17 protein-coding genes are annotated in these 23842 nt (G+C 31.5%); 11 read left to right on the forward strand and 6 right to left on the reverse strand.

The genetic code is table 11. The features are described 5' to 3' along the window. Positions 1–71: 71 nt before the first annotated feature. The gene (acnB, locus tag EU96_RS05440) at positions 72–2645 is read left to right on the forward strand and encodes a bifunctional aconitate hydratase 2/2-methylisocitrate dehydratase (RefSeq protein WP_080735241.1); all 2574 of its coding nucleotides are present in this window, start codon (positions 72–74) and stop codon (positions 2643–2645) included. 9 nt (positions 2646–2654) lie between these two features. Further along, positions 2655–4013: a ClC family H(+)/Cl(-) exchange transporter gene (locus EU96_RS05435; RefSeq protein WP_032526435.1), complete on the forward strand. Its 1359-nt coding sequence runs from the start codon at positions 2655–2657 to the stop codon at positions 4011–4013. Between the two features lie 9 nt (positions 4014–4022). On the opposite strand, the gene purU is transcribed toward EU96_RS05435, so the two are convergent. Continuing rightward, positions 4023–4877, reverse strand: a complete 855-nt coding sequence (gene purU / locus EU96_RS05430) for a formyltetrahydrofolate deformylase (protein WP_032526436.1) — start codon at positions 4875–4877, stop codon at positions 4023–4025. A 50-nt stretch (positions 4878–4927) separates the two neighbouring features. Between purU and EU96_RS05425 the strand changes: the two genes are divergently transcribed. After that, a complete protein-coding gene (locus EU96_RS05425; RefSeq protein ID WP_032526437.1) occupies positions 4928–6010 on the forward strand; it encodes an FAD-dependent oxidoreductase in 1083 nt (360 codons plus the stop codon). Here the strand turns inward: EU96_RS05425 and dnaK are convergent. After that, on the reverse strand, positions 6007–7914 hold the full coding sequence (dnaK, locus tag EU96_RS05420; protein ID WP_032526476.1) for a molecular chaperone DnaK: 1908 nt from the start codon (positions 7912–7914) through the stop codon (positions 6007–6009). The genes EU96_RS05425 and dnaK overlap by 4 nt on opposite strands. Before the next feature lie 116 nt (positions 7915–8030). Here dnaK and EU96_RS05415 point away from each other — a divergent pair, with 116 nt between their 5' ends. Together EU96_RS05415 and rpsF are read left to right on the forward strand one after the other, a co-directional pair. Continuing rightward, positions 8031–8891 carry a shikimate dehydrogenase gene (locus tag EU96_RS05415; RefSeq protein WP_032526438.1) on the forward strand — a complete coding sequence of 287 codons (861 nt, stop codon included), beginning with the start codon at positions 8031–8033 and terminating at the stop codon, positions 8889–8891. A gap of 104 nt (positions 8892–8995) precedes the next feature. Continuing rightward, positions 8996–9457 (forward strand): 30S ribosomal protein S6, encoded by a 462-nt coding sequence (gene rpsF / locus EU96_RS05410; RefSeq protein ID WP_032526439.1) that lies wholly within the window; start codon positions 8996–8998, stop codon positions 9455–9457. Positions 9458–9460: 3 nt separating this feature from the next. Here the strand turns inward: rpsF and EU96_RS05405 are convergent, their stop codons facing one another. Further along, positions 9461–10675, reverse strand: coding sequence for an argininosuccinate synthase (locus EU96_RS05405; RefSeq protein ID WP_032526440.1), 1215 nt, complete (start codon positions 10673–10675; stop codon positions 9461–9463). 285 nt (positions 10676–10960) lie between these two features. Here EU96_RS05405 and EU96_RS0109090 point away from each other — a divergent pair, with 285 nt between their 5' ends. Together EU96_RS0109090 and mraY are read left to right on the forward strand one after the other, a co-directional pair. Next, on the forward strand, positions 10961–11239 hold the full coding sequence (locus EU96_RS0109090) for a DUF3134 family protein (protein WP_032526443.1): 279 nt from the start codon (positions 10961–10963) through the stop codon (positions 11237–11239). Further along, positions 11223–12299, forward strand: coding sequence for a phospho-N-acetylmuramoyl-pentapeptide-transferase (gene mraY, locus EU96_RS05400; RefSeq protein ID WP_032526444.1), 1077 nt, complete (start codon positions 11223–11225; stop codon positions 12297–12299). Before EU96_RS0109090 ends, mraY begins: the two co-directional genes overlap by 17 nt. A gap of 189 nt (positions 12300–12488) precedes the next feature. Here mraY and EU96_RS05395 read toward each other — a convergent pair whose 3' ends face one another. The 3 genes from EU96_RS05395 to EU96_RS05385 all read right to left on the reverse strand — a co-directional run bounded on the left by EU96_RS05395 (position 12489) and on the right by EU96_RS05385 (position 18737). Continuing rightward, entirely contained in the window at positions 12489–13898 is a 1410-nt protein-coding gene (locus EU96_RS05395; RefSeq protein WP_032526445.1) for a glycosyltransferase, read from the reverse strand. A gap of 202 nt (positions 13899–14100) precedes the next feature. Continuing rightward, on the reverse strand, positions 14101–17004 hold the full coding sequence (uvrA, locus tag EU96_RS05390; RefSeq protein WP_032526446.1) for an excinuclease ABC subunit UvrA: 2904 nt from the start codon (positions 17002–17004) through the stop codon (positions 14101–14103). A gap of 53 nt (positions 17005–17057) precedes the next feature. Beyond that, a complete protein-coding gene (locus tag EU96_RS05385) occupies positions 17058–18737 on the reverse strand; it encodes an AAA family ATPase (protein ID WP_032526448.1) in 1680 nt (559 codons plus the stop codon). 68 nt (positions 18738–18805) lie between these two features. On the opposite strand from EU96_RS05385, the gene EU96_RS05380 reads away from it, so the two are divergent. The 4 genes from EU96_RS05380 (at position 18806) to dnaN (ending at position 23842) form a co-directional block, all read left to right on the forward strand. Continuing rightward, positions 18806–20662, forward strand: a complete 1857-nt coding sequence (locus EU96_RS05380) for an ABC1 kinase family protein (RefSeq protein WP_032526449.1) — start codon at positions 18806–18808, stop codon at positions 20660–20662. Between the two features lies 1 nt (position 20663). Further along, entirely contained in the window at positions 20664–21236 is a 573-nt protein-coding gene (locus tag EU96_RS05375) for an alpha/beta hydrolase (RefSeq protein ID WP_032526450.1), read from the forward strand. A 6-nt stretch (positions 21237–21242) separates the two neighbouring features. Beyond that, positions 21243–22346, forward strand: coding sequence for a threonine synthase (gene thrC / locus EU96_RS05370; protein ID WP_032526451.1), 1104 nt, complete (start codon positions 21243–21245; stop codon positions 22344–22346). Positions 22347–22684: 338 nt separating this feature from the next. Beyond that, positions 22685–23842: a DNA polymerase III subunit beta gene (dnaN, locus tag EU96_RS05365; RefSeq protein ID WP_032526478.1), complete on the forward strand. Its 1158-nt coding sequence runs from the start codon at positions 22685–22687 to the stop codon at positions 23840–23842.

Here is a 23842-nt window from a genome sequence, read left to right on the forward strand (position 1 = left end):
AAAAAAGCATTTATGAATACTATCCTTTTCAATATTAAAAATAACAATAGATTAGGCTTTAAACCTTACTAATGAAGAATTTGGAAACATTGCTAAAAGATTATGCAGATCACGTAGCTGAAAGAGCTGCCAAAGGAATACCTCCTTTACCTTTAAATGCTGAGCAAACAAATTGTGTTACAAAATTATTGGAACAAGATAGTAAATACGATACATCTTATTTACTTGATTTATTAATAAATAGAGTACCACCAGGAGTTGATGAGGCTGCTTATGTAAAAGCAAGCTGGCTTACAGCTATAGTTAATTCCGAAAAATATTGCAAATCAATAAAACCTGAAAAAGCAATTGAAATATTAGGGACAATGATAGGCGGATATAATGTAAATTCTCTAGTTGAAATAATTAAAGGAGCAAATAGTTTACTAGCTAAAAAAGCAGCAGAAGTTTTAAAAGATATTATTCTTGTTTACGACTCAGCTAATGAAATTTATGAATTATCTCAAGATAATATTTATGCAAAAGAAGTGGTAAACAGTTGGGCAAATGCAGAATGGTTCAAAAATAAAAAAGTTCTAGAGAAGGAAATTACTTGTTTAGTCTTTAAAGTTGACGGGGAGACAAACACAGATGACTTATCCCCGGCTGTTCATGCAACAACACGGCCAGATATTCCAATGCACGCACTGGCTATGCTGGAATTTAAAAAACCAGATGGACTAAAGATTCTTGATAATTTAAAAAAACAAGATTTACCAATAGCTTATGTTGGAGATATTGTTGGGACAGGGAGTTCTAGAAAGTCTGCTATTAATTCACTGATTTGGCATATAGGCAAAGATATCCCTTTTGTTCCAAACAAAAAAACAGGTGGAATAGTAATTGGTAACAAAATAGCCCCTATTTTCTTTAATACCGCACAAGATTCAGGAGCTTTACCTATAGAAGCTGACGTATCTCATATGAAAACAGGAGATGTTATTAAAATATATCCTTATGAAGGCATTATTAAAAAAATTGAAAAAGATTCCAATACTGAAGAATTTATAAGCCAATTCGACTTGAGTCCATCAACTCTTAGTGATGAAATTCAAGCTGGCGGCAGAATAAATCTCATGATTGGAAGATCTCTTACAGACAAAATTAGAAACAAATTAGATTATCAACCGAGTGAAATATTCATACGACCACAAAATACAAAAGAAAGTAATTCTGGCTTTACTCAAGCTCAAAAAATAGTAGGAAAAGCATGCGGTTTAGATGGAGTAAGGCCAGGAATGACTTGTGAACCAATTATGACCACAGTTGGCAGTCAAGATACTACTGGCCCAATGACTAGAGATGAACTAAAAGAACTAGCTTGTTTAGGATTCACTGCTGATTTAGTTATGCAAAGTTTTTGTCATACAGCTGCCTATCCTAAACCAGTAGATATCGTTACTCATAGAGAATTACCTGATTTTATATCTCAAAGAGGTGGGGTGGCTCTTAAACCTGGAGACGGCATAATTCATAGCTGGCTTAATAGAATGCTTCTCCCTGATACTGTTGGGACTGGTGGAGATAGTCATACAAGATTCCCTCTTGGCATTTCATTTCCTGGAGGCTCGGGTATTGTTGCCTTTGCCGCTGCAATAGGATCAATGCCATTAAATATGCCGGAATCAGTTCTAATTAAATTTATAGGAGAATTATTACCAGGCATTACTTTAAGAGATTTAGTTAATGCTATCCCTCTCTTCGCAATTAAAAAAGGACTCTTAACTGTTGAGAAAGCAAATAAGAAAAATATATTTAACGGGAAAATCATGGAAATTGAGGGATTACCTAACTTAAAACTTGAACAAGCTTTTGAACTAACTGATGCTACTGCCGAACGCTCATGCGCTGGTAGCACAATACTTTTATCACAAGAAACTGTTAAAGAATACATTAAGAGTAATATTTGCCTTCTAGAAAAAATGATTGAGAGCAATTATGAAGACTCAAAATCGATTTCAAGAAGAATAAATGATATGAAAAATTGGTTAAAAAAACCCTCATTAATTCAGCCAGATACAAATGCTCAGTATGAAGAAATCATTGAAATTGATTTAGCAAAAGTAACGCAGCCTATAGTTGCTTGCCCTAACGATCCAGATAATGTAAAAGAAATCACTGATGTTTCAAATACAAATATTGACGAGGTTTTTATAGGTTCTTGCATGACAAATATTGGTCATTACAGAGCAGCTGCAAAAGTTCTTGAAGGTGTGCAACATTTAAAAGCTAAATTATGGATTTGTCCACCAACAAAAATGGATGAAGAAACTCTAAAAGCTGAAGGGTATTATAAAATTTTTGAAAATTGTGGTGCAAGATTAGAGTTACCAGGCTGTTCTTTATGTATGGGAAATCAAGCCAGAGTAGATGAAGGTTCTGTAGTATTTTCTACTAGTACAAGAAATTTTGACAATAGACTTGGGAAAAATGCACAAGTATTTTTAGGAAGTGCTGAATTAGCAGCTGTTTGCGCACTGCTTGGAAAAATTCCTACATTAAAAGAATATCAGGATATTACTAAAAATAAAATTAATCCATATTCAGATGAACTTTATCGTTATCTTCAATTTGATGAAATACACGATTTCAGCTTGTCAAAGTGATCATGGACCATGCCAAACCTAATAAAAGAGGATATTCAAAAAACAGGTAATAATTCTTCGAGTAGCATCAAAAAATTATTAAGACAAAGATCTCTTGTCGTTGCATTGTCGCTCTTATTAACAGGCTTAGGAGCTTCAATTACAAGCATATCTTTTAAAACTGGAATCTACTTTATTAACAATTTTAGATTGGAACTATTAGAGCAATTCCCATCTATCACGGTATTACCAATCTTTGGAGCTGTAGGAGGAGCCATTGCAGGATTTTTGATCAAAAATATTGCGCCTGCTGCAAAAGGTTCAGGTGTGAGTCAAATTATGGGTTTCTTAAGGCATAAAAAAGTTCCAATGAATTTAAAAGTAGGATTAGTAAAGCTCACATCAGGAATTATCGCTATTGGTAGTGGCTTCCCTCTAGGTCCAGAAGGTCCATCGGTTCAAATGGGAGGATCAGTTGCTTGGCAAATGGCTAAATGGCTAAAAGCCCCTACAGCCTTCAGAAGAGTAATAGTTGCAGCAGGCGGTGGTGCTGGAATAGCTGCAGTTTTTAGCGCTCCATTGGGAGGATTTGTTTATGCGATAGAAGAACTATTAAACTCTGCTAGACCAGTAGTTTTACTGTTAGTCTTAATTACAACTTTCATCGCAGATTCATCTGCAGATATTATTCAAGCCTTAGGTTTAGATCCTAAAGCAGGGGGCTTTGATTTTAACCTTGGATTTCTGATTCAAAGAGAATATGACCCATCAGTTTTTTTCTTACCTATAGATTTTATTTACCTAGTTTTACTTGGAATAATTATTGGTATTTTCGCGGAAATGTACAGCAGATATGTTTTATTTATGCAAAATATTGGTAAAAAGTGGTATAAAAATAAATTTGTTTTAAAAATGTGTATCTGTGGATTTATTTTAGGAAGTATCTATTCTTTTTTACCTAGTACATTTCATAATCTAGATGAATTACAAAAAATAATAGCTGAGCAAAATACAAGTATTGGCATTGCTTTGTTAGCAGTATTAGTATTATTTATTACTACCGGTTTAGCTGCAGCATCTGGAGCTCCTGGAGGATTATTCTACCCAATGCTTACGTTAGGAGGGTCAATTGGACTAATAATGGGAAGCTGGGTAGAAATTGCCACAGGACATGCACCCAGTACCTACATTTTTGCTGGAATGGGAGCTTTCGTAGCAGGATGTTCGCGAACTCCAATAACAGCGATGTTTTTAGCTTTTGCTTTAACAAAAAATTTATTAATAATGAAACCTGTCTTAATTAGCTGCATAGCCAGTTTTTTGATAGCAAGAGCTTTTAATGAAGAATCAATTTACGAGAGACAAATACAAATTGAGATAGAGGAATAAAAATTATTTTCAATCAAAAACAGCAGTTTTGCTGTTATAAACAAATACTTGATGATTTAGATGTAATCTAACAGCTCTTGCTAGAGCTATTCTTTCAATATCTCTTCCTTTTCTAATCAAATCATCAACTTCATCCCTATGACTCACATTAACTGTGCATTGCTCTATTATCGGGCCTTCATCAAGATCTTGAGTAACATAGTGAGCAGTAGCACCGATTAATTTAACACCTCTCTTCCAAGCTCGATGATATGGTTGTGCCCCCTTAAATGCAGGCAAAAAAGAATGATGAATATTTATTATTGAAGAAAACTTTTTTAAAAACGAATCGCTCAAGATTTGCATATATTTAGCTAATACAACAAGATCAATTTCATATTCTTTTAGTAAATTTAAACATTGATCTTCAATATCAGATTTAGCAAGATTAAAGGTATCAATGTGGACAAATTTTGCATTAAAATCATTTGCAATATTTTCAAGTTCAAAATGATTTGAAATTATTATGGGCACTTTCATCTTGAGTTCACCATTTCTTACTCGCCAAAGTAAGTCAATCAAACAATGATTTTGTTTGCTCACAAAAATAGCAACATTTGGTATTTCATCTGCATAATTTATTTTAAATTTTCCGTTTACGTCCGCTGCAATTTTTTTAAATTGATTATAAATTTCATCTCTATTAACATATGAATTTTTACTATTCCACTCAATTCGACTAAGAAACAAACCTGCATCTTGATCTGTATGATGATCAGAATGCTTTATATTGCCCCCATAATCTGAAATCCAGCTTGTAAGTTTACTCACAAGACCAGGTTTATCAGGACAAACAATTTTGAATATAATTGAAGGATGTTCCAAAAAGAATGTTAACTTTTGTAGTCAAATAAGTAAGTATATCTAATATATCAATGAAAAGCTTAAAAGAAAATTTTCAAACATCACACATACTTATAATTGGATCGGGAATTATAGGAAAATTTAACGCTTTAGAATTATCAGAATTAGGATTTCAGATAACTATTGTAGATCCAGCTCAACATAAAAATAGTAGCAATGCTGCTTTAGGCATCCTAATGGGTAATATCTATCAAAAAAGGAGAGGTAGAAGTTGGAATCTAAGGAAACAAAGCATAGAATTATGGCCAAAATGGATTAAATTCTTGCAAGAATTTAATTATGAGTTAAATATTACAAAGCCATTAATACAATTAACCAGAAATGAAGAAAAATTTAAAAAATTAGAGAAATTTATCAATGAAAATAATGATGATCACTTACGAGTTTTAGAAAAAGACTCAATTTTTATTAAGAATATAAATAAGGCTTTCCAGACAAAAAATATAAAGGGAATTATTTCCCTCAAAGATGGGCGAATAAATGCTAATTCATTACTCAAAACTTTAGATATGTATCTAAAAAATAAAAAAATAAATTATTTAAAAGAAGAAATAATAAAAATCAGAAAATCAAATAATCAATGGATTTCTACAACAAGAGACAAAGATGAAATCAAATCTGACATAGTTATTTTGTGTAATTCTCTAAAAGCGGTTGATTTAATAGATAACCTATCTCACAACCTCAAATTAAAACCTGTTTTAGGTCAAGCAATAGAAGTTGATATCAATGATGCGGAAGTTGATTTATTATCACTTCCAAAACAATTCAATATAGATGGTAAAAATATAATTCCAAAATCAAAAAATAAGCTCATTATTGGTTCAACTGACGAGTATAGTACCAAGCCAGAAAATAATATATTCGAAAAACTTACAAATTTTCTTGATAAAAAACCTAGTTGGCTTTCGAATGGAAAAATTTCTAAAAAATGGTTTGGTATAAGATCTAGACCCGATGGGGAACCATCACCAATAATGAAAAATTTAGATGATGGCCTAATAATATGTACAGGTTTTTATAAAAATGGAATTTTACTTGCTCCAGCTTGTTCTAGATGGGTTGCTAATGAAATTAAACAATACCTTTCTTAATCTTTTGTTTCAGTAAAGTCTGCATCAATTACATCATCTGACCCTTTATCGTTTGAGTCATTCTTTTCTGGACCACCAGCTGAACCAGGTGAAGGAGGTTGATTACCTGGTTGCTGATAAACAGATGAACCGACTGCATAAAGTTCTTGCTGAAGCTCTTCAAGAAGTTTTTTCATTGATTCATAATCTTCTTTTGATGTCGCCTCTTTTAAAGCATTACTTTTTTCTTCAACCTTAGACTTTACTGCTGCATCAACTTTGTCTCCAAGCTCACCAAGTTGCTTTTCTGTCTGATATACAAGTGTTTCAGCCTGATTTTTTAAATCAATTTTTTCTCTTTTTTCTTTATCTACAGATGCATTTGATTCTGCATCTTTTACCATTTTTTCTACCTCATTATCTGATAAAGTAGACGCACCAGTGATAGAAATACTTTGTTCTTTGCCGCTTCCCTTATCTTTAGCGGTAACACTTAGAATACCATTTGCATCTATATCAAATGTAACTTCAATTTGAGGAACACCTCTTGGTGCTGAGGGTATACCGTCCAATCTAAAAGTTCCTAAACTTTTGTTATCAGAGGCCATTTCTCTTTCACCCTGTAATACATGTATTTCTACATTTGTTTGTCCGTCTACAGCAGTTGAATATGTCTCAGATTTTTTCGTAGGTACTGTAGTATTTCGATTTATCATTTTTGTCATAACCCCTCCTAAAGTCTCTACACCTAAAGAAAGTGGAGTAACATCAAGCAACAATATATCTTTAACTTCACCTGCTAAAACTCCTCCCTGAATAGCTGCTCCAACGGCAACTACCTCATCAGGATTAACAGTTTGATTAGGTTCCTTACCTATTATTGTTTTAACTAAATCTAAAACAGCAGGTATCCTAGATGAGCCTCCAACCATCACAACCTCATCAATTTCACTAGTAGAAATTTTTGCATCACTTATGGCTCTCTCTACTGGAGTCTTACATCTGTCGATTAAAGAAGCTGCTAATTCTTCAAACTTTGCTCTAGTTAAATTCAGATCCAAATGTTTTGGTCCTTCAGGAGTCGCAGTAATAAAGGGTAAATTTATTTCACTTTGCGTAGCATTTGAAAGCTCAATTTTTGCTTTTTCTGCTGCTTCAGTAAGTCTTTGTAAAGCTTGCTTGTCTTGTCTAAGGTCAATTCCCTCATTTGATTTAAAAGTACTAGCTAAATGATCTACGATACACCTATCAAAATCATCACCACCAAGATGGGTATCTCCAGATGTGGATAGAACTTCAGTTACTCCATCACCAGCTTCAATAACTGAGACATCAAATGTTCCTCCCCCTAAATCAAAAACAAGTATTTTCTCATTTTCTTTATCCAAACCATATGCTAATGCTGCTGCAGTTGGCTCATTAACTATTCTAAGAACTTCTAAACCAGCAATCTTTCCAGCATCTTTTGTAGCCTGTCTTTGAGAATCATTAAAATAAGCTGGAACAGTTATAACAGCCTGAGTAACTTTTTCACCAAGATATTTCCCTGCATCATCAGCTAACTTTCTCAAGACTTGAGAACTAACCTCTTCTGGAGAAAATTGCTTATCCAAAATAGGGCACTTTAATTTGACACTAGAACCAGATTTTTCAACAGAATAACTGACGTCTTTAGATTCTTCATTAACTTCATCAACTCTTCTACCCACAAAACGCTTTGCAGAATAAAAAGTATTTTCAGGATTCATAACAGCTTGCCTTTTTGCAATTTGTCCAACAAGCTGGTCTTGATTTTTTGTATATGCAACAACTGATGGAGTAGTTCTGAAACCCTCTGCATTTGCTATTACAGTAGGTTTACCACCTTCCATTACAGCGACACAACTATTAGTTGTTCCTAAATCGATTCCTACAACCTTACCCATGGGTAAATTCTCATATTTGATATTCTCCATAATCGGTCATTGGCGTCATTATTGTTACTCAAAGACGGGGTGTGGTTCCCGAACAGATCGCAATTTAAAAAAAAAAATTTCTAAAAATGATCACAAGTAACACGTCTTTTATTGGATTAATTGGCAATCCAGTAAGCCATTCTTTGTCACCAATCATGCAAAATGCCGCCCTTCAATATTTAGGCCTAGATTTAATTTATATTGCAATACCTTGTAGAGATAAAGATCTAGAATTGGTTCTCAGTTCTTTGAAAAAAATTAATTGCAAGGGGTTAAATATTACAATTCCTCATAAAGAAAAAGTATTTGAACTTTGTAGTGAAATTTCCCCTATTGCTAACAAACTAAAAGCAATTAATACCCTCAAATTAAATTTCGAGAAAGAATGGAGCGCAACTAATACAGATGTAGAGGGATTTATTTACCCTTTAAAAAGCTTAGATTTAACTAACAAGCAAGCTACTGTACTTGGCTCCGGTGGGGCTGCAAGATCTGTTATTCAGGGATTAATAAATTTAAATTTTTCAACAATTTCAGTTGTATCACGTAACAAATTATCACTAGATGAATTAATAAAAAATTTTGGAAATCAAATTGCAATTCAAGGTTACTCAAATAATGATAATAGGACTCAAAATTTAATTAAAGAAGCAGATTTAATTGTAAATACAACACCAGTAGGAATGAAAACAACTACAAATGAAAAAAATATATTGCCATATGGGGAAACTTTTTGGAGATCTCTTAAATCGCAAACAATTGTTTACGATTTAATATATAATCCAGCTCCAACCCCATTATTAAAATTTAGCGACAAAAAAGGATGCATGACTATCGATGGATTACAAATGCTTGTTGCTCAAGGAATAAAATCATTATCATTTTGGACAGATGGTTTAGAAGTACCTTTTCACATTATGAATGATGCACTAAAAAAATATCTTTAAAAATAATGATGCTAGTTTTAAGAAACTACCCGTCGTAATGTATCGTAAATAATGAACAGACGCTCATCACATCTATTTATGAGCCAAAGACCTTGTCTGAAACTATGAATGATCAACAACCTTATTACGAAACCATGTACATCCTCCGCCCAGATATTGCGGAAGATGAAGTAACTAATCACATTGATAAATACAATAAACTGTTAGAAGAATTTGGCGGTACTATCCTTGATAGTCAAATGAGGGGCAAGAGAAGATTAGCTTATCAAATAGCAAAACATAGAGAAGGTATATACGTACAATTGAGTCATCAAGGTGATGGACAACATATTTTTAAAATTGAAAAAGCAATGAGACTCGGTGAAGATGTTATTAGATACATGACCGTCAAACAAGAAGGGCCTTTACCAGCCCCAAGACCTTCTAATAAAAGTACAGCTCAATCAGAAAATAAAGATAATCAAGAAGCAAACGTTGAATTGAAAGAAAAACAACCAGTAACAGACCCTGATGACTCAACTTCAGGAAAAAACGATACTAAAATCAAAGAAAATGCAGAATCTTAAATGTTAATCATTTGTTTTTGAATTTAACTCGGCCCATATTTTATTAGACATACCCCACATATAAATAAAACCCTCAGCTAAAGAATGATTAAAGACATCGTCTTTACTATAAGTTGCTAAATCTTCCCTATAAAGTGAATTATTTTCCGACATTCTTCCAATCACTATTGCGTTCCCCTTATGAAGTCTAATCTTTACTCTTCCATTAACTGAATTTTGAGTGGATGAAATAAAAGCATCTAAACTATCCTTCAGAGGTCCAAACCAAAAACCTTGATAAACTAATTGACTCCATTTTTTTTCCACTATTCCTTTAAAATTAATAACATCTGGGTTTAAGGTTATACTCTCTAATTCTTTATGAGCTTTGATTAAAAGTAGGAGGCCAGGTGTTTCGTAAATTTCTCTACTTTTGATTCCTACTACTCGATCTTCAATCATATCTATTCTTCCAAAACCATGTTCACCTGCAAGATCATTAGCTTTTTGAATAATCTCCACTGGAGTTAAAAATGCATTATTAATCCCAACTGGAAACCCATTTTTAAAAACAATTTCTATATCTTGAGGGGAATCAGGTGAATTATCAATTGAAGATGTCATTGCAAAAATTTCTTCAGGTGCTTCTTGCATTGGGTCTTCTAATATCCCCGCTTCAACACTTCTACCAAGGAGGTTTACATCTATTGAATATGGTGATTTTTTTGATACAGGTGCAGGAATGCCAAATTTTTCTCCATACAATATCGCCTCTTCTCTACTCATATTCCATTCCCTTGCAGGAGTAATTATTTTTAAATCAGGCCCTAAAGCATTAATTGCTAAATCAAATCGAACTTGATCATTCCCTTTACCAGTACATCCATGAGCTACTGCATCGGCATTAATCTCTCTTGCAGTATCTACAAGTTTTTCAGCAATTAAAGGCCTAGCAAGAGCAGTAGATAAAGGATATTTATCTGAATATAATGCATTTGCTCTAATAGCTGGAAAAGCGTATCTTTCAACAAAACTATTCACTAAATCACCAACTATTGATTTAGATGCACCAGAATTTAAAGCTTTTTGCCTAATAAGTTCCAAATCTTCGCCTTGTCCAAGATCTGCCACAAAAGTAACCACCTCTGAAATACCATATTCATTCTTTAAATATGGAATACAAACGCTCGTATCAACGCCGCCAGAATAAGCTAGGACAACTTTTTTTACCTGCTGCATTTAAATTTGCTCCATAAATTTTTTATTGTTGACGTAATCAAGAATTTGAAAACTTATTAAAAACTAATATTATTGTAACTAAAAGAGCTGGTCCAAAAACTAGTAATAAGAGAAGAAAGTTATTAATTATTAAAACATTTGGATTCAAGTATCCAATAAGTTTAAATAATCCAGACAGTAACAATGAAATTAGCCAAATAACAAAGTATTTTAAATTTCCTTTATCAAACAAAGTTTTTCGTGTGCATTATTATGTATTATCTTATATATAGAACATAACCTTTAATGGACTCAAATAAACTAAAACTAAAATTAGATGATATTTCTGAGGTTAACCCTGCTTTAACTTGTTATCACAGAGATGATCCAGCTCCTGTTTTACCATTAAGAGATGAACCTGATCTACTATCTTGGCTTGAGAATACAGGAAGACTTGTTGCTGAAAAAGATGGAGATTCACAAGAGATTAGTACGATAGAAGAAGAGGAGCTTTCAGCACTTATGGGAGAAAAAGAAGACTATAAAACTGAAGAAGACACTTCAGAAGATGATTGGGAAGATTAAAAAATTTAACTTTAAATCATTATTTATACTAAATACTTTTGCTTTAATAGTTACCTCCTATTTTTTTAATAGTTTTATTTTTATAGGAGTTTACACATTATTTTTTTTTATTTCTTTATGGATCACAAAAAGTGGTCTAAGAATAATCCAAAAATTAAATTTACTACAAAATATTAGAACTGACGGGCCTTCCAATCACTTTAAAAAAAGTGATACCCCAACAATGGGTGGATTGTTTATGGTCATACCTTTTTTAATTTTTCTTTTAATAATAAATTTACATTTAAGTTCTCCAAAATTATTACTTTTATTACTTACTATTTTTGGTTTCTTCATTACTGGTTTTTTAGATGATTATTTAAGCATTAAAAACAAAGAGAATACAGGATTAAAATCAAAAGAAAAATTTATTTTACAAAGTATCATCTCAATAATTTTTATATTTTTAGCTTATGAAAAAAATTTGATAAATCCATTAGTTGCAGTATCTGACTCTTGGGGAATAAATATGAATATTTTTATATTTCCAATCTCTTTTTTAGTATTAGTTGGATTAAGTAATTCAGTAAATTTGTCTGATGGACTAGATGGACTAGCGGCTGGATGTAGTGCAATTGTCTTTTATGGATTGGGTACAGAAATATTAATGAAAGAACAGCAAGAGCTTATTGTTTTTAGTCTTTTATGTTATTCAATGTCGGGCATTTGTTTAGGATTTCTCAGATATAATAATTATCCTGCAAAAATATTTATGGGTGATACGGGATCATTAAGTATTGGTGCAATTCTGGGATCTATAGCGTTATTAACAAATAGCATTTTTACCTTATGTATTTTCTCAGGAATCTTCATTGTTGAATCTTTATCGGTAATTATTCAAGTAGGGTTTTTTAAAATTACAAAAAAATTATTTCATAATGGGAAACGCATATTTTTAATGGCACCAATACACCACCATTTTGAACTTAAAGGAGTTAAGGAACAGAAAATAGTTGAAAATTTTTGGAAAATCAACATTTTACTTGTAATTTTAGGTATAGTTTTAAAAATCAATCTATAACAAATTTGTTATGAATTTTTTTACATGGAAAGATAATGGATTAACAAGTGACTGCTCTAGTCTTGATGCAATGGCATCAAGATTTGAAGAAACTGCTAATTTAATGAAAAAACTATCTAAGAAAGGCTTCAAACTAAAAAAGACACATAAAAATCAACTAATTATTCACACTGATCCTAAGGAATTTGATCAATGGGGTTTTATAAGTGAAGAACTTCCTTTTAAACAACTCTGTTTAATATCAGATGAAGAATCGCTATTAAACCTTAAAAACTCTTCTTTGAGTATTGATAAATAATTACGAACATGAGTGTTCCAACTAAAATGCCTATGAACACCTTCAATCCCATTTCTGCTCCATAATTTCCACTGAGCATTATTAGTAATTCCTTTTTCAAGAATAACTTTAAACTTGTTTATATCGGTAACATCTACTAAAAGTCCATTTTCGCATTTTGAGCAAATTTCTTTGGGTCCTCCATCGTCTGTTGATATTATTGGCAAACCACATGAAGAAGCTTCAAGGAGTGTTAGACCAAAAGGCTCTGTTAAAGCTGGATTAACAAATACCCCTCCCCTGCTAGCGGCCCATCTATATAAAGCAGGAATCTGACTTGGAAGATGCTTTTTTGGATAAGCAACCTTTCCATACAGATTATATTTATCAATAGCTTCAAAAATATTTTGGAAAACATCTTTTTGTTGAGAGTCAAGTTTCGAAGTACTATCTCGACAACCCAAAATCAAAATTAAATTAGTTTTTCTTTTTAATTTTTCAGATCTTCCATAAGCTTCGATCAAAGAAGGAATATTTTTTCTTCGTACAGCTCTAGAAATAGTCAATAATGGAGGTTTTGTTAAATCCTTTAAAAAAGGTTTCATCATATTGTCAATATCAGCTGTCTCTGTTGTCGAGTGAATATGGTGAAACTTATTATGATCAACTCCAGGCGCAATCACTCTAGCTTTGTGAGGAGAAAAAGAAAAATATTGGGAATACTGATAAACTGACTCTTGTTTAGTACTTGTTACAACAATATCTGCAGACTTTAAAGCTTTTTCTTCTGCCTCAATTCTTTTACTTATGGAATAAAGCTTTTCTATTTGATTAGATTTTAAACCAGTGTCAAGTAATTTCCTTTGTTTTTCTCTCCCTAAGGAATGACCAGTAAAAATAAATGGAACATTTAAGGATTTACTAAGTTTAACGCCTACGTATCCAGCATCTGCATAATGCGCATGAATAAAATTAGGCTTATTATTTTTTTTATAGTATGCAATGAGGCTTTCAGTTAATTCATCTAAATAAGGCCAAAGCAATTCCTTTCTTAAATATTTATTTGGTCCAAATTTAAATCTTAAAATTCTGACTCCAGGCGCTACAAATTCTTCTTCTTGCGAATAATCATTATCAATTTTAGGGTCATTAATTAAACGAGTCACTAAATCTACTTGGTCAACATCAGCAGTATTCGCTAAACTTTTTACTAACTCTAAAACGTATTGTGTTTGCCCTCCAGTATCTGGATCTCTGCCTAATTCAAGATTTTTAGATCGTATCAGACCATGTAAATGTAAATGTAAAAATTTAAACCTCATTCAGCAAATCCTCAGAACAATGCCCTTTAATACAAATAAGCTGAATTTCTCGAAGAAATATTAAGAAACCATTATGTTTTAAAATTTTTGTCGCTAAGTAAATTTTTCAAAAAGAAGTCTCACACTAATCTTATACAACTTTAAAAGAAATTATCTTCGTAATCAATTATTTAATAATACGAAGAAATACAACTAAAAAAATTTATTTTAGAACCTTTTTAAGATATTTTGCTGTATGACTAGTGAGATGTGTAGCTACATCTTCAGGAATACCTTCTGCAATAATTTCCCCGCCCTTATCACCTCCATCAGGTCCTAAATCAATAATCCAATCCGAACATCTTATAACATCTAAATTATGTTCTATAACAATTACCGAATTACCTTTATCTACCAAACGTTGAATTACATCCATTAACTTATGAACATCATAAAAACTTAAACCCGTAGTAGGTTCGTCAATCAAATATAGAGTTTTTCCAGTAGCTCTTTTAGATAATTCTGTAGCCAACTTAACTCTTTGAGCCTCTCCACCAGATAATGTAGGAGCTGGTTGACCTAATTTTACATATCCTAATCCGACATCTACTAGTGTGGATAATCTATCAGCAGCTTGAGGTATAGCAGAAAAAGTTTCTGAAGCTTGCTCAACAGTCATCTCTAAAACATCTGATATATTAAAACCTTTGTATTTTACCTGAAGAGTTTCTCTATTAAAACGAGCTCCTTTGCATACTTCACATTGAACATAGACATCAGGTAAAAAATTCATTTCAATAACGTTGACTCCTTGACCTTTACACGCTTCGCATCTACCTCCTTTAACATTAAAACTAAATTGGCCAGCCTGATAACCCCTTGCTTTTGCTTCAACAGTGGCAGTAAAAATCTGCCTTATAGGATCGAAAGCACCTGTATAGGTAGCTGGATTTGATCTTGGTGTTCTCCCTATTGGAGATTGATCAATAACGATAACTTTATCAATTGCCTTTATACCCTTTAACTCTTTTACCCCTTGTGGAAAAGGAACCTTTAATCCTAGAGAATGACATAAGGCAGGGTGGAGTAATTCATTTATCAAAGTACTTTTTCCACTACCACTTACACCAGTTACAGAAACCAATCTTCCTAAAGGAAATTCTACAGATATATTCTTTAAATTATTTTTAGAACAATTATTTAAAATTAAACTTTTTTTAACAGATGATCTACGTTCTTTTGGAGTTGGAATCGACTTCCTTCCACTAAGATATGCCCCAGTTAATGACCTATCTGATTGCAAGACATCTTGATATGATCCTTTAGCAATAATTTCACCACCATAAACACCTGCACCTGGGCCAATATCTACTAAATAATCTGCCGATTTCATAGTGTCTTCATCATGTTCCACTACAACTAAAGTATTTCCTAAGTCTCGTAAGCTTTTTAATGTTTCTAATAATCTCTCATTATCTCTCTGGTGTAAACCAATACTTGGTTCATCTAGTACATATAAAACGCCAGTAAGGCCTGCACCTATTTGCGTAGCCAATCTAATACGCTGAGCCTCTCCACCAGACAAAGTCATGGCTGGTCTATCTAAAGTTAAATAATCTAAGCCTACGTTAATTAAAAACTTCAAACGTAAACGGATCTCTTTTAAAACCAATTCACCTATCTGCTTTTGTTTTTCAGATAAAGATATATTTTCCTTCTTATTCTTACCTAATCCCATTATTCGCTCGATATGAGTTAAGGTTTCAGAAACGCTTATAGAAGTTAAATCAGTTATGTTGTATGGACCAAGTTTAACGGCCAAAGCCTCAGGTCTTAATCTTTTTCCAACACATGTCTTACAAGGCACTAACTCTAAGTACTTTTCTAACTTTTGTTTAACTGATTCTCCATTAGCTTCATTCAATTGCCTTTCTAATATTGGTAAAATTCCCTCAAAAGGCCTTTCAAAACCACTAGAAGTTTTAAAACGACTATCAGCTTGAATTAATATTGGTTTATCTGATCCTAAAAGTAGAACGTTTTTTTGCAAATCAGTTAAATCTTTCCAAGGAGTTTTTAATTCAAAACCATAAGCTTGTCCTACAGAATAAAGTAAAGAAAAATAATAAGTATTATCCTTTTCACTCCAAGGCGCTATTGCAGCATAAACAGGTAATGTTTTATCAGGTATAACTCTATCAGCAGTAAATTTTTTTAAATAACCAATACCATGGCAGTCTGGACAAGCACCATATGGGCTGTTAAACGAAAATAATCTTGGAGAAAGTTCCTCAACAATAGAACCATGCACAGGACAAGCATAATTTTCTGAATATAATTTTTCTCTCTCTAAGTTAGGAGGTAAGTTTTCTCCTTTTTTTGGAACAACTTCTACTATGGCTAAACCATCGCCTCTTTTGAGACAAGTTTGTAGAGAATCATTCAATCTTTCTTGTATTCCCTCTCTTGAAATTAATCTATCAACAACTACCTCAATATTATGAATTTGATTTTTATCTAATTCAATACTATCGGCAAGTTCTCTTACTTCTCCATTAATTCTTACCCTAGCAAAGCCTTCAGCAGCTAATCCACTTATTAATTTTGTATGCGTTCCTTTCTTCCCCCTTACAACAGGAGCCAATAATTGATACCTTGTACCTTCTGGCAAAAGAATGATTTGATCAACCATTTCATCAATTGTTTGAGGAGCAATTGGGATCCCACAGTGATGACAATGGGGCTCACCAGCACGGCCAAACAACAATCTTAGATAATCTTGTATCTCTGTTACTGTTCCAACTGTTGATCGGGGGTTATGACTTGTAGATTTTTGATCAATTGAAATAGCAGGTGACAAGCCCTCAATATTGTCAACATCTGGTTTATCTACTTGACCCAAAAATTGCCTTGCATATGCTGAAAGACTCTCAACATATCTTCTTTGACCTTCTGCAAAAATCGTATCAAAGGCTAAAGAACTTTTACCACTTCCACTCACACCAGTAAAAACTATAAATTTATTCCTAGGGAGAGAAAGGTCAATATTTTTTAAATTATGCTGACGAGCCCCTCTAATATTGATTGAATTATCTTCTTCAAAACTATAATCAATTTTTTTAACCATGTTTAAATCTATTTATGATTTAAAAAGGTTATTATAGTGGAATTTTTGTTATTTTATGCAGCTGCTCTTTCGATAAGTTTAGAAGCGTAATCATTAGCTTCTTCAAACCCCCCCCCAATCAGTTCTATTAATTCATTTTTTCTTTGTTTTTTTGTTGCTAATTTTGATATTGAAGTATAAGTTAATCCATCAATTACATTCTTTTTCACTTTAAAGTGAGCCGACCCTCCAGCAGCTAAAAAAGGCTGATGTGTAATACATAAAACCTGTTGTCCCTTTGAAATTCTTTTTATTAGATCAAACAAGGAGAATAAAGATTTACCGCTTAAACCATTATCAATTTCATCTAAAAAGAAAGTATTTGTTTTTTTTGAAATACTAGATTTAATCGCTAATAAGAATCTTGACATTTCTCCACCAGAAATCACACTTGATAAGGGAGCAAGCTTCTGATCAGGATTAGCAGAAAACAAAAAATTTATATTATCAATTCCATCGCAGGAAGGCTTACATTCGGCAAATTGAATTGAAAAATTTGCATTTTCTAATCCTAAATTGCTTAAAGTTGAAATTACTGAATACTGTAAATTCTTAGCAATTTTTTTTCTTTCCCTAGACTGAATAGCAAATAAAGAATTTAAATTACTTTGTAAATTTTTTATTTGATCTTCCATATTGCGAATATCATTATGATGATTGTTTTTTTGAAAATATTTTTTTAATTGATCTCGCTTTTCAATTAATTGAGGTAGATCCAATGAAAAAGTTCTCTCCAAGTTTTTTAAAAAAAATAATCTTTTTTGTATTTCTGGAAGATTAGATTCGTGATTTTCTATGTCTTGTAAATATGAGTTTAATGAGAAAATTAAATCTTCAACACCAACTTGAATATTTAATAACTTCTCTCTAAATTTTTGAATCTTTAAATCGAAATCTGCAGTTCTATTTAAAAACTTAATTGATTGATTTATCAAATTCACCACTGATGGTTCATCATGTCTGGAATTATTTAAGTTATCTAAAGATGATTGAATTGAATTATTAATTTCGAGATTATTCACGAGTTTATTTTCTAGTGACTCTAAATATAAAATTTCATCACTGGAAATTAAGTTAGCTTCTTCTAAACTCTTCAACATTTGTTTAATTACTAAGTTATTTTCTTCCTGCTTCCTGGAAGATTCTATTTTTTCACGCATTAGTCTTTTTAAAACTTCACTTTGTCCCCATATATTTTTAATTTTTGAACTAGTATCTCTCAATTCTTGCGAACATAAATCATCAATAATTAATCTTCTCTTCTCTAGAGAATCAAATATAAAAGTATCTGATTGACCTGCAAAATCAATCAACAAATGCCCAAGTTCTACTAATAAAAATTTATTAATTGATAAATTATTAAGGCTATATTTGGATAGGATTTTATTATTTTTTCTATAAGATGTTCTTTTAATTTTTAATTCTGAGGAACTTTTTTGAAAACCATTACTAATTAACCAATCATTAATTTGAGAAGAAGAGGAAAATATCGCCTCAATAGCGCAAAAATCTTTTCCTGGACGTATTAAGTGTTTTAGAGGTATATTAGTTCCACCAAATAAAGCATTTAGGGAATCCAAAATTAATGATTTTCCTGAACCTGAATCCCCGGTTATGATATTCAAACCTTTTTCGAAATTAATTTCTATAATTTCTATTAAAGCAATATTTTCTATTTTTAATTGTATTAACATGATAAATCTTCCATATAAAAAAATTAACTTCTTTTTAAAAAAAATAAAGGCTTTAAATATATAAAGTTATGAAAGAAGATTTTACCGATTTTATTGAGGTATCTGGACTCTTAAATTATGACCCAGATACAATTTCTAAAATTTACAAAAAAAATCCTAAAAGACTATTAAAAAGACTTTGGCAAACGCTCATACCTATTTTTGCTTACATCTTTTCCGTTGGGTGGGATAAATTAACTGGAAGATTAAAAAATGCACAACAAGCAAGATTTAGAGCAAGAGAATTAACAAATTTATTGGTAGAACTTGGACCTGCATTTGTTAAAGCAGGCCAAGCATTATCAACAAGACCAGATATAATCCCAGCTATTCTTCTGGAAGAATTATCTGAATTACAAGATCAACTCCCTGGGTTTGATGGCGATAAAGCTATGGAATTAATAGAAGAAGATTTAGGATGCAAAATAAATGAGATTTTTTTAGAAATTGATAAAGAACCAATTTCAGCTGCTTCTTTAGGGCAAGTGCATAAAGCTAAATTAAAAAATGAAGAGATCGTTGCAATAAAAGTGCAACGACCAGGTTTAAGAGAACAAATAACCTTAGATCTTTACATAGTGAGAAATATTGCTTATTGGCTAAAAAACAATATCGGATTAATAAGAAGCGACCTCGTTGCATTAATTGACGAATTAGGCAAGAGAGTTTTTGAAGAAATGGATTATCTAAACGAAGCTGCAAATGCAGAAAAATTCAGAGATATGCATAAACATAACAAAATGATTGCCGTACCAAAAATTTATAAAGAAATAACTTCAAGAAGAGTTTTAGCAATGGAATGGATAGACGGTACAAAATTAACAAATTTAGAAGACGTAAAAAAATTAGGAATTAATCCTGATGAAATGATTGATATAGGGGTGCAATGCAGTTTAGAACAGCTTTTAGAACATGGTTTTTTTCATGCAGATCCACATCCAGGTAATTTATTAGCCCTTGAAGATGGTAGATTATGTTATCTAGATTTTGGAATGATGAGCGAGGTTTCCAGAGAGTCTAGATCAGGATTAATTCAAGCAGTAGTGCATTTAGTAAATAAAAACTTCGATAAATTGTCTAAAGATTTCGTAAAATTGGGATTTTTATCAAAAGAAGTTAATCTAGAACCTATCGTTCCAGCATTTCAAGATGTTTTCATTAACGCCGTTGAACAAGGAGTTTCAAAAATGGATTTTAAAAGCGTCACCGACGATATGTCTGGTGTTATGTATAAATTCCCGTTCAAACTTCCTCCATATTATGCACTTATAATTAGGTCATTACTTACATTAGAAGGAATAGCGTTAAGCGTAGATCCAAACTTTAAAATATTAGGCGCAGCTTATCCATATTTTGCAAGAAGATTGATGGAAGACCCTGATCCACAATTAAGGGAAAGCCTTAAAGAAATGCTTTTTGATAATAAAGAATTTAAATGGGACCGTTTAGAAGATCTACTTTCTAACGCTGCAAAGCAAACAAATCTAGATTTAGAAAAACTTTTAGACGAAGTTATAAATCTTCTCTTTTCTCCAAATGGAGGGTTTCTTAGAAATGAGATTGTTGAAGGTTTAACAAATCAGATAGATTTACTTAGTTTAAAGATATTGAAAAGTTTAAATAACTATCTTCCACAATCAGTTAAATTTAACACTATCAACGAAAATAACAATTTGAGTGACCTTATAATGTATATAGAGCCATTGAAAAACTTTTTAGAGATTTTACAAAAAGTCCCCGGGTATTCAGTTGATATTTTTTTAAAAAGGGTTCCTCGTCTTATAAATGAGCCTTATACGAAAGAAATGGGCATAGAAATCGCAAAAAAAGTAACTGAAAAAGGAGTAGTTAGACTTGTAAAGATTGCTGCTGGTGCAAATATATAAAATGAAGTTTAGTAAAATATTAATAATTAAATTATTTTTTATTTTTATAAGTTCTCAATTAATTTTTAATGTTACAAAAGCTAATGCTGCTGAAGAAATTAAAATTATATATAGCATTTTTTCCAGAACAATTAAAGTAAATTCATTAAAAGATTTTGCTCAAGAAGGTAATTCAACTAAAAAATTAAAAAGAATTTTAAAAGCAACTGGGTATAAAGATAAAGAAATTAGATCAGTATTAAGTAAGAATTTCGAGATTCCAATTACGATTGCAAGCAAATTAGTATATTCAGAAATTGGAAATGTTTTTTTAACAAGACTTTCCTCTATAATCCACCCGCCCAGAGCAGATGATGAAAGAACGGGTATGTTGGCCCTTAGAGCAAGTTTAGTTCAAGGAATTAACATAGGAAATGGGAAAATAAATATGATAAATTTTTTTGAAGCATATCCAACAAAAACTATTATTTTGGATGTCAAGGCTTTGAGCAAAGTTATGAATAAAGTAGAATCAATTTCAGAACTTTTAGACTTTTTTACAGATTCTCCTCTAGAAAAAATCAAAACAAATTAAACAACTATGGTGTTATTAAATAAAATTAAAAATAGATTACGTATCAATTACAGAAAAAAAAGATGGCCAGGTCTAATTGATGCTTACAAGCAATATCTTCCAGTGACAAAGAAAACTCCAATTATTTCGCTAAACGAAGGCAATACGCCACTAATTCATAGTGACTCAATTAGCAAATTAATTGGAAATGGATCTAAGGTTTTCCTAAAATATGATGGTTTAAACCCTACAGGATCTTTTAAAGATCGGGGAATGACTATGGCAATTAGCAAAGCAAAAGAAGAAGGGCGTGAAGCTGTAATTTGTGCAAGCACTGGAAACACTTCTGCTTCAGCTGCTGCATATGCTTCTAGAGGGGGATTAAAACCTTATGTTTTAATCCCAGAAGGATTTGTTGCACAAGGAAAACTTGCACAAGCTTTAATGTATGGAGCTGAGATAATATCTATCAATGGGAACTTTGATAAAGCTTTAGAAATTGTAAGAGATTTATCTGCTGAACATCCAATTGAACTCGTTAATTCTGTTAATCCATATCGAATACAAGGACAAAAGACAGCAGCTTTTGAAATTGTTGATGACTTAGGTATTGCACCTGATTGGCTTTGTATCCCAATGGGAAATGCAGGAAATATAACTGCTTATTGGATGGGGTTTAAAGAATATTCAAAAATAAAAAAAAATTTAAAATTACCAATTATGATGGGCTTCCAATCTGAAGGATCTGCACCATTAGTAAAAAATATCATAGTCAAAGATCCTGAAACAATCGCAACTGCAATAAGAATTGGAAATCCAGTTAATAGAGACAAAGCAAAAATAGTAAAAAAGGAAAGTAAAGGAGACTTTCAATCAGTAACAGATGATGAAATAATTAATGCTTACAAAATACTTGCTAAAGAAGGAGTATTTTGTGAACCTGCGAGTGCTGCATCAGTTGCTGGACTTATTAAAAATAAAAATAGAATTCAAAAAGAATCGACTATTGTTTGTGTTCTTACTGGAAATGGATTGAAAGACCCTGATTGCGCTATTAAAAACAATGATGCTGTTTTTATAAAAAATATTGAACCTTCTTTAAAAAATATAAGTAAAATATTAGGATATTGAAATCCAAAAAAATTAGTGTCTGTGGAAATCAATTAAAAAGAAAAAACAATTGTTGAAAAATATTTAAAAAATAATTCAATTTGTTGAATATTTTTTTATTAATTAAGAAAATTTAAATTTGATCAACAAATAAAAATTTTTTTCCACTTATTTAAAATCTCGTAAACTAAGTAATTAAAACGTTTCAATTAAAAATTCCACAATTTCCACAATAACTACTACTACTAATTATTTTATTTATTTTTTATATTTATATATTAGAAAATAGAATAAAATACCTTATTGAATTTAATTTACGAAAAAAGTATATTGTGATTGTAAAAAAGTTCCAAATTCCGATGGAGATTATTTGTAATCAAAATGAGTTAAATAATGCTATACAACTAGTAAGCAAAGCTGTTTCTTCACGTCCAACTCACCCAATTCTTGCAAATATACTTTTAACAGCTGACCAAGGAACAAATAAAATTAGCTTAACTGGATTTGATCTCAATTTAGGAATTCAAACTTCTTTTGATGGAACTGTTAAAAATAGTGGTGCTATTACGATACCTTCAAAACTTTTATCTGAAATAGTAAACAAATTACCTAATGAAACTCCTGTTTCTTTAGAAGTTGATGAGAATTCAGATAATATTTTAATAAAAAGTGATAGAGGTTCTTTTAATATCAAAGGTATACCCTCTGATGATTATCCCAATTTACCATTTGTTGAAAGTGGTACTTCTTTAAATATTGATCCTAGTTCTTTTTTAAAAGCTTTAAAATCTACAATTTTTGCTAGTAGTAATGATGACTCAAAACAATTACTAACAGGTGTCAATTTTACTTTTAAACAAAATTATTTAGAGTCTGCTTCTACAGATGGACATAGATTAGCGGTTGCTTTAATTGGTAAGGGAGAACATACTGAAAATAAGGATAACTTATCTTTAAATGAAGGTGATTTATCAGTAACTATTCCAACTAGATCATTAAGAGAAATTGAAAAACTAGTCTCTGTAAGAAGCTCAGAAAATTCAATAAAGCTTTTCTATGATAAAGGCCAGGTAGTTTTTATTTCTTCTAATCAAATAATTACAACAAGAACTTTAGAAGGTATCTATCCTAATTATTCACAATTAATCCCTGATACTTTTTCTAAGATTTTTAATTTTAATACTAAAAAGTTAATTGATGCTTTAGAAAGAATTGCTGTTTTGGCAGATCAGCAGAGTAGTGTTGTTAAGATTAAACTGGATGATACAGATTTAGCTTCAATAAGTGCAGATGCACAAGATATTGGAAACGCAAATGAATTAATACCTGTTTCTAACTCTGGAGAGATTTTTGATATTGCATTTAACGTTAGATATCTTTTAGAAGGGTTAAAAGTTATTGCTTCTGAAAATGTACTTTTGAAGTGTAATCTTTCAACTACTCCAGCTGTTTTTGTTCCAGAAGATAATCTCAATTCTTTTACTTATCTAGTTATGCCTGTTCAGGTTCGTTCTTAA

It is taken from the genome of Prochlorococcus marinus str. MIT 9302 (genome assembly GCF_000759975.1).
GTDB classification, from domain to species: domain Bacteria; phylum Cyanobacteriota; class Cyanobacteriia; order PCC-6307; family Cyanobiaceae; genus Prochlorococcus_A; species Prochlorococcus_A marinus_M.

What these genes read in the sequence shown, in the direction of transcription:
- dnaN (WP_032526478.1), top strand. Translation starts at nt 22,685, where the DNA reads ATGGAGATTATTTGTAATCAAAATGAGTTAAATAATGCTATACAACTA.
- EU96_RS0109090 (WP_032526443.1), top strand. Translation starts at nt 10,961, where the DNA reads ATGGACTCAAATAAACTAAAACTAAAATTAGATGATATTTCTGAGGTT.
- dnaK (WP_032526476.1), bottom strand. Translation starts at nt 7,914, where the DNA reads ATGGGTAAGGTTGTAGGAATCGATTTAGGAACAACTAATAGTTGTGTC.
- acnB (WP_080735241.1), top strand. Translation starts at nt 72, where the DNA reads ATGAAGAATTTGGAAACATTGCTAAAAGATTATGCAGATCACGTAGCT.
- EU96_RS05405 (WP_032526440.1), bottom strand. Translation starts at nt 10,675, where the DNA reads ATGCAGCAGGTAAAAAAAGTTGTCCTAGCTTATTCTGGCGGCGTTGAT.
- EU96_RS05435 (WP_032526435.1), top strand. Translation starts at nt 2,655, where the DNA reads ATGCCAAACCTAATAAAAGAGGATATTCAAAAAACAGGTAATAATTCT.
- rpsF (WP_032526439.1), top strand. Translation starts at nt 8,996, where the DNA reads ATGAATGATCAACAACCTTATTACGAAACCATGTACATCCTCCGCCCA.
- EU96_RS05415 (WP_032526438.1), top strand. Translation starts at nt 8,031, where the DNA reads ATGATCACAAGTAACACGTCTTTTATTGGATTAATTGGCAATCCAGTA.
- EU96_RS05385 (WP_032526448.1), bottom strand. Translation starts at nt 18,737, where the DNA reads ATGTTAATACAATTAAAAATAGAAAATATTGCTTTAATAGAAATTATA.
- EU96_RS05380 (WP_032526449.1), top strand. Translation starts at nt 18,806, where the DNA reads ATGAAAGAAGATTTTACCGATTTTATTGAGGTATCTGGACTCTTAAAT.
- EU96_RS05425 (WP_032526437.1), top strand. Translation starts at nt 4,928, where the DNA reads ATGAAAAGCTTAAAAGAAAATTTTCAAACATCACACATACTTATAATT.
- uvrA (WP_032526446.1), bottom strand. Translation starts at nt 17,004, where the DNA reads ATGGTTAAAAAAATTGATTATAGTTTTGAAGAAGATAATTCAATCAAT.
- EU96_RS05395 (WP_032526445.1), bottom strand. Translation starts at nt 13,898, where the DNA reads ATGAGGTTTAAATTTTTACATTTACATTTACATGGTCTGATACGATCT.
- EU96_RS05375 (WP_032526450.1), top strand. Translation starts at nt 20,664, where the DNA reads ATGAAGTTTAGTAAAATATTAATAATTAAATTATTTTTTATTTTTATA.
- mraY (WP_032526444.1), top strand. Translation starts at nt 11,223, where the DNA reads ATGATTGGGAAGATTAAAAAATTTAACTTTAAATCATTATTTATACTA.
- thrC (WP_032526451.1), top strand. Translation starts at nt 21,243, where the DNA reads ATGGTGTTATTAAATAAAATTAAAAATAGATTACGTATCAATTACAGA.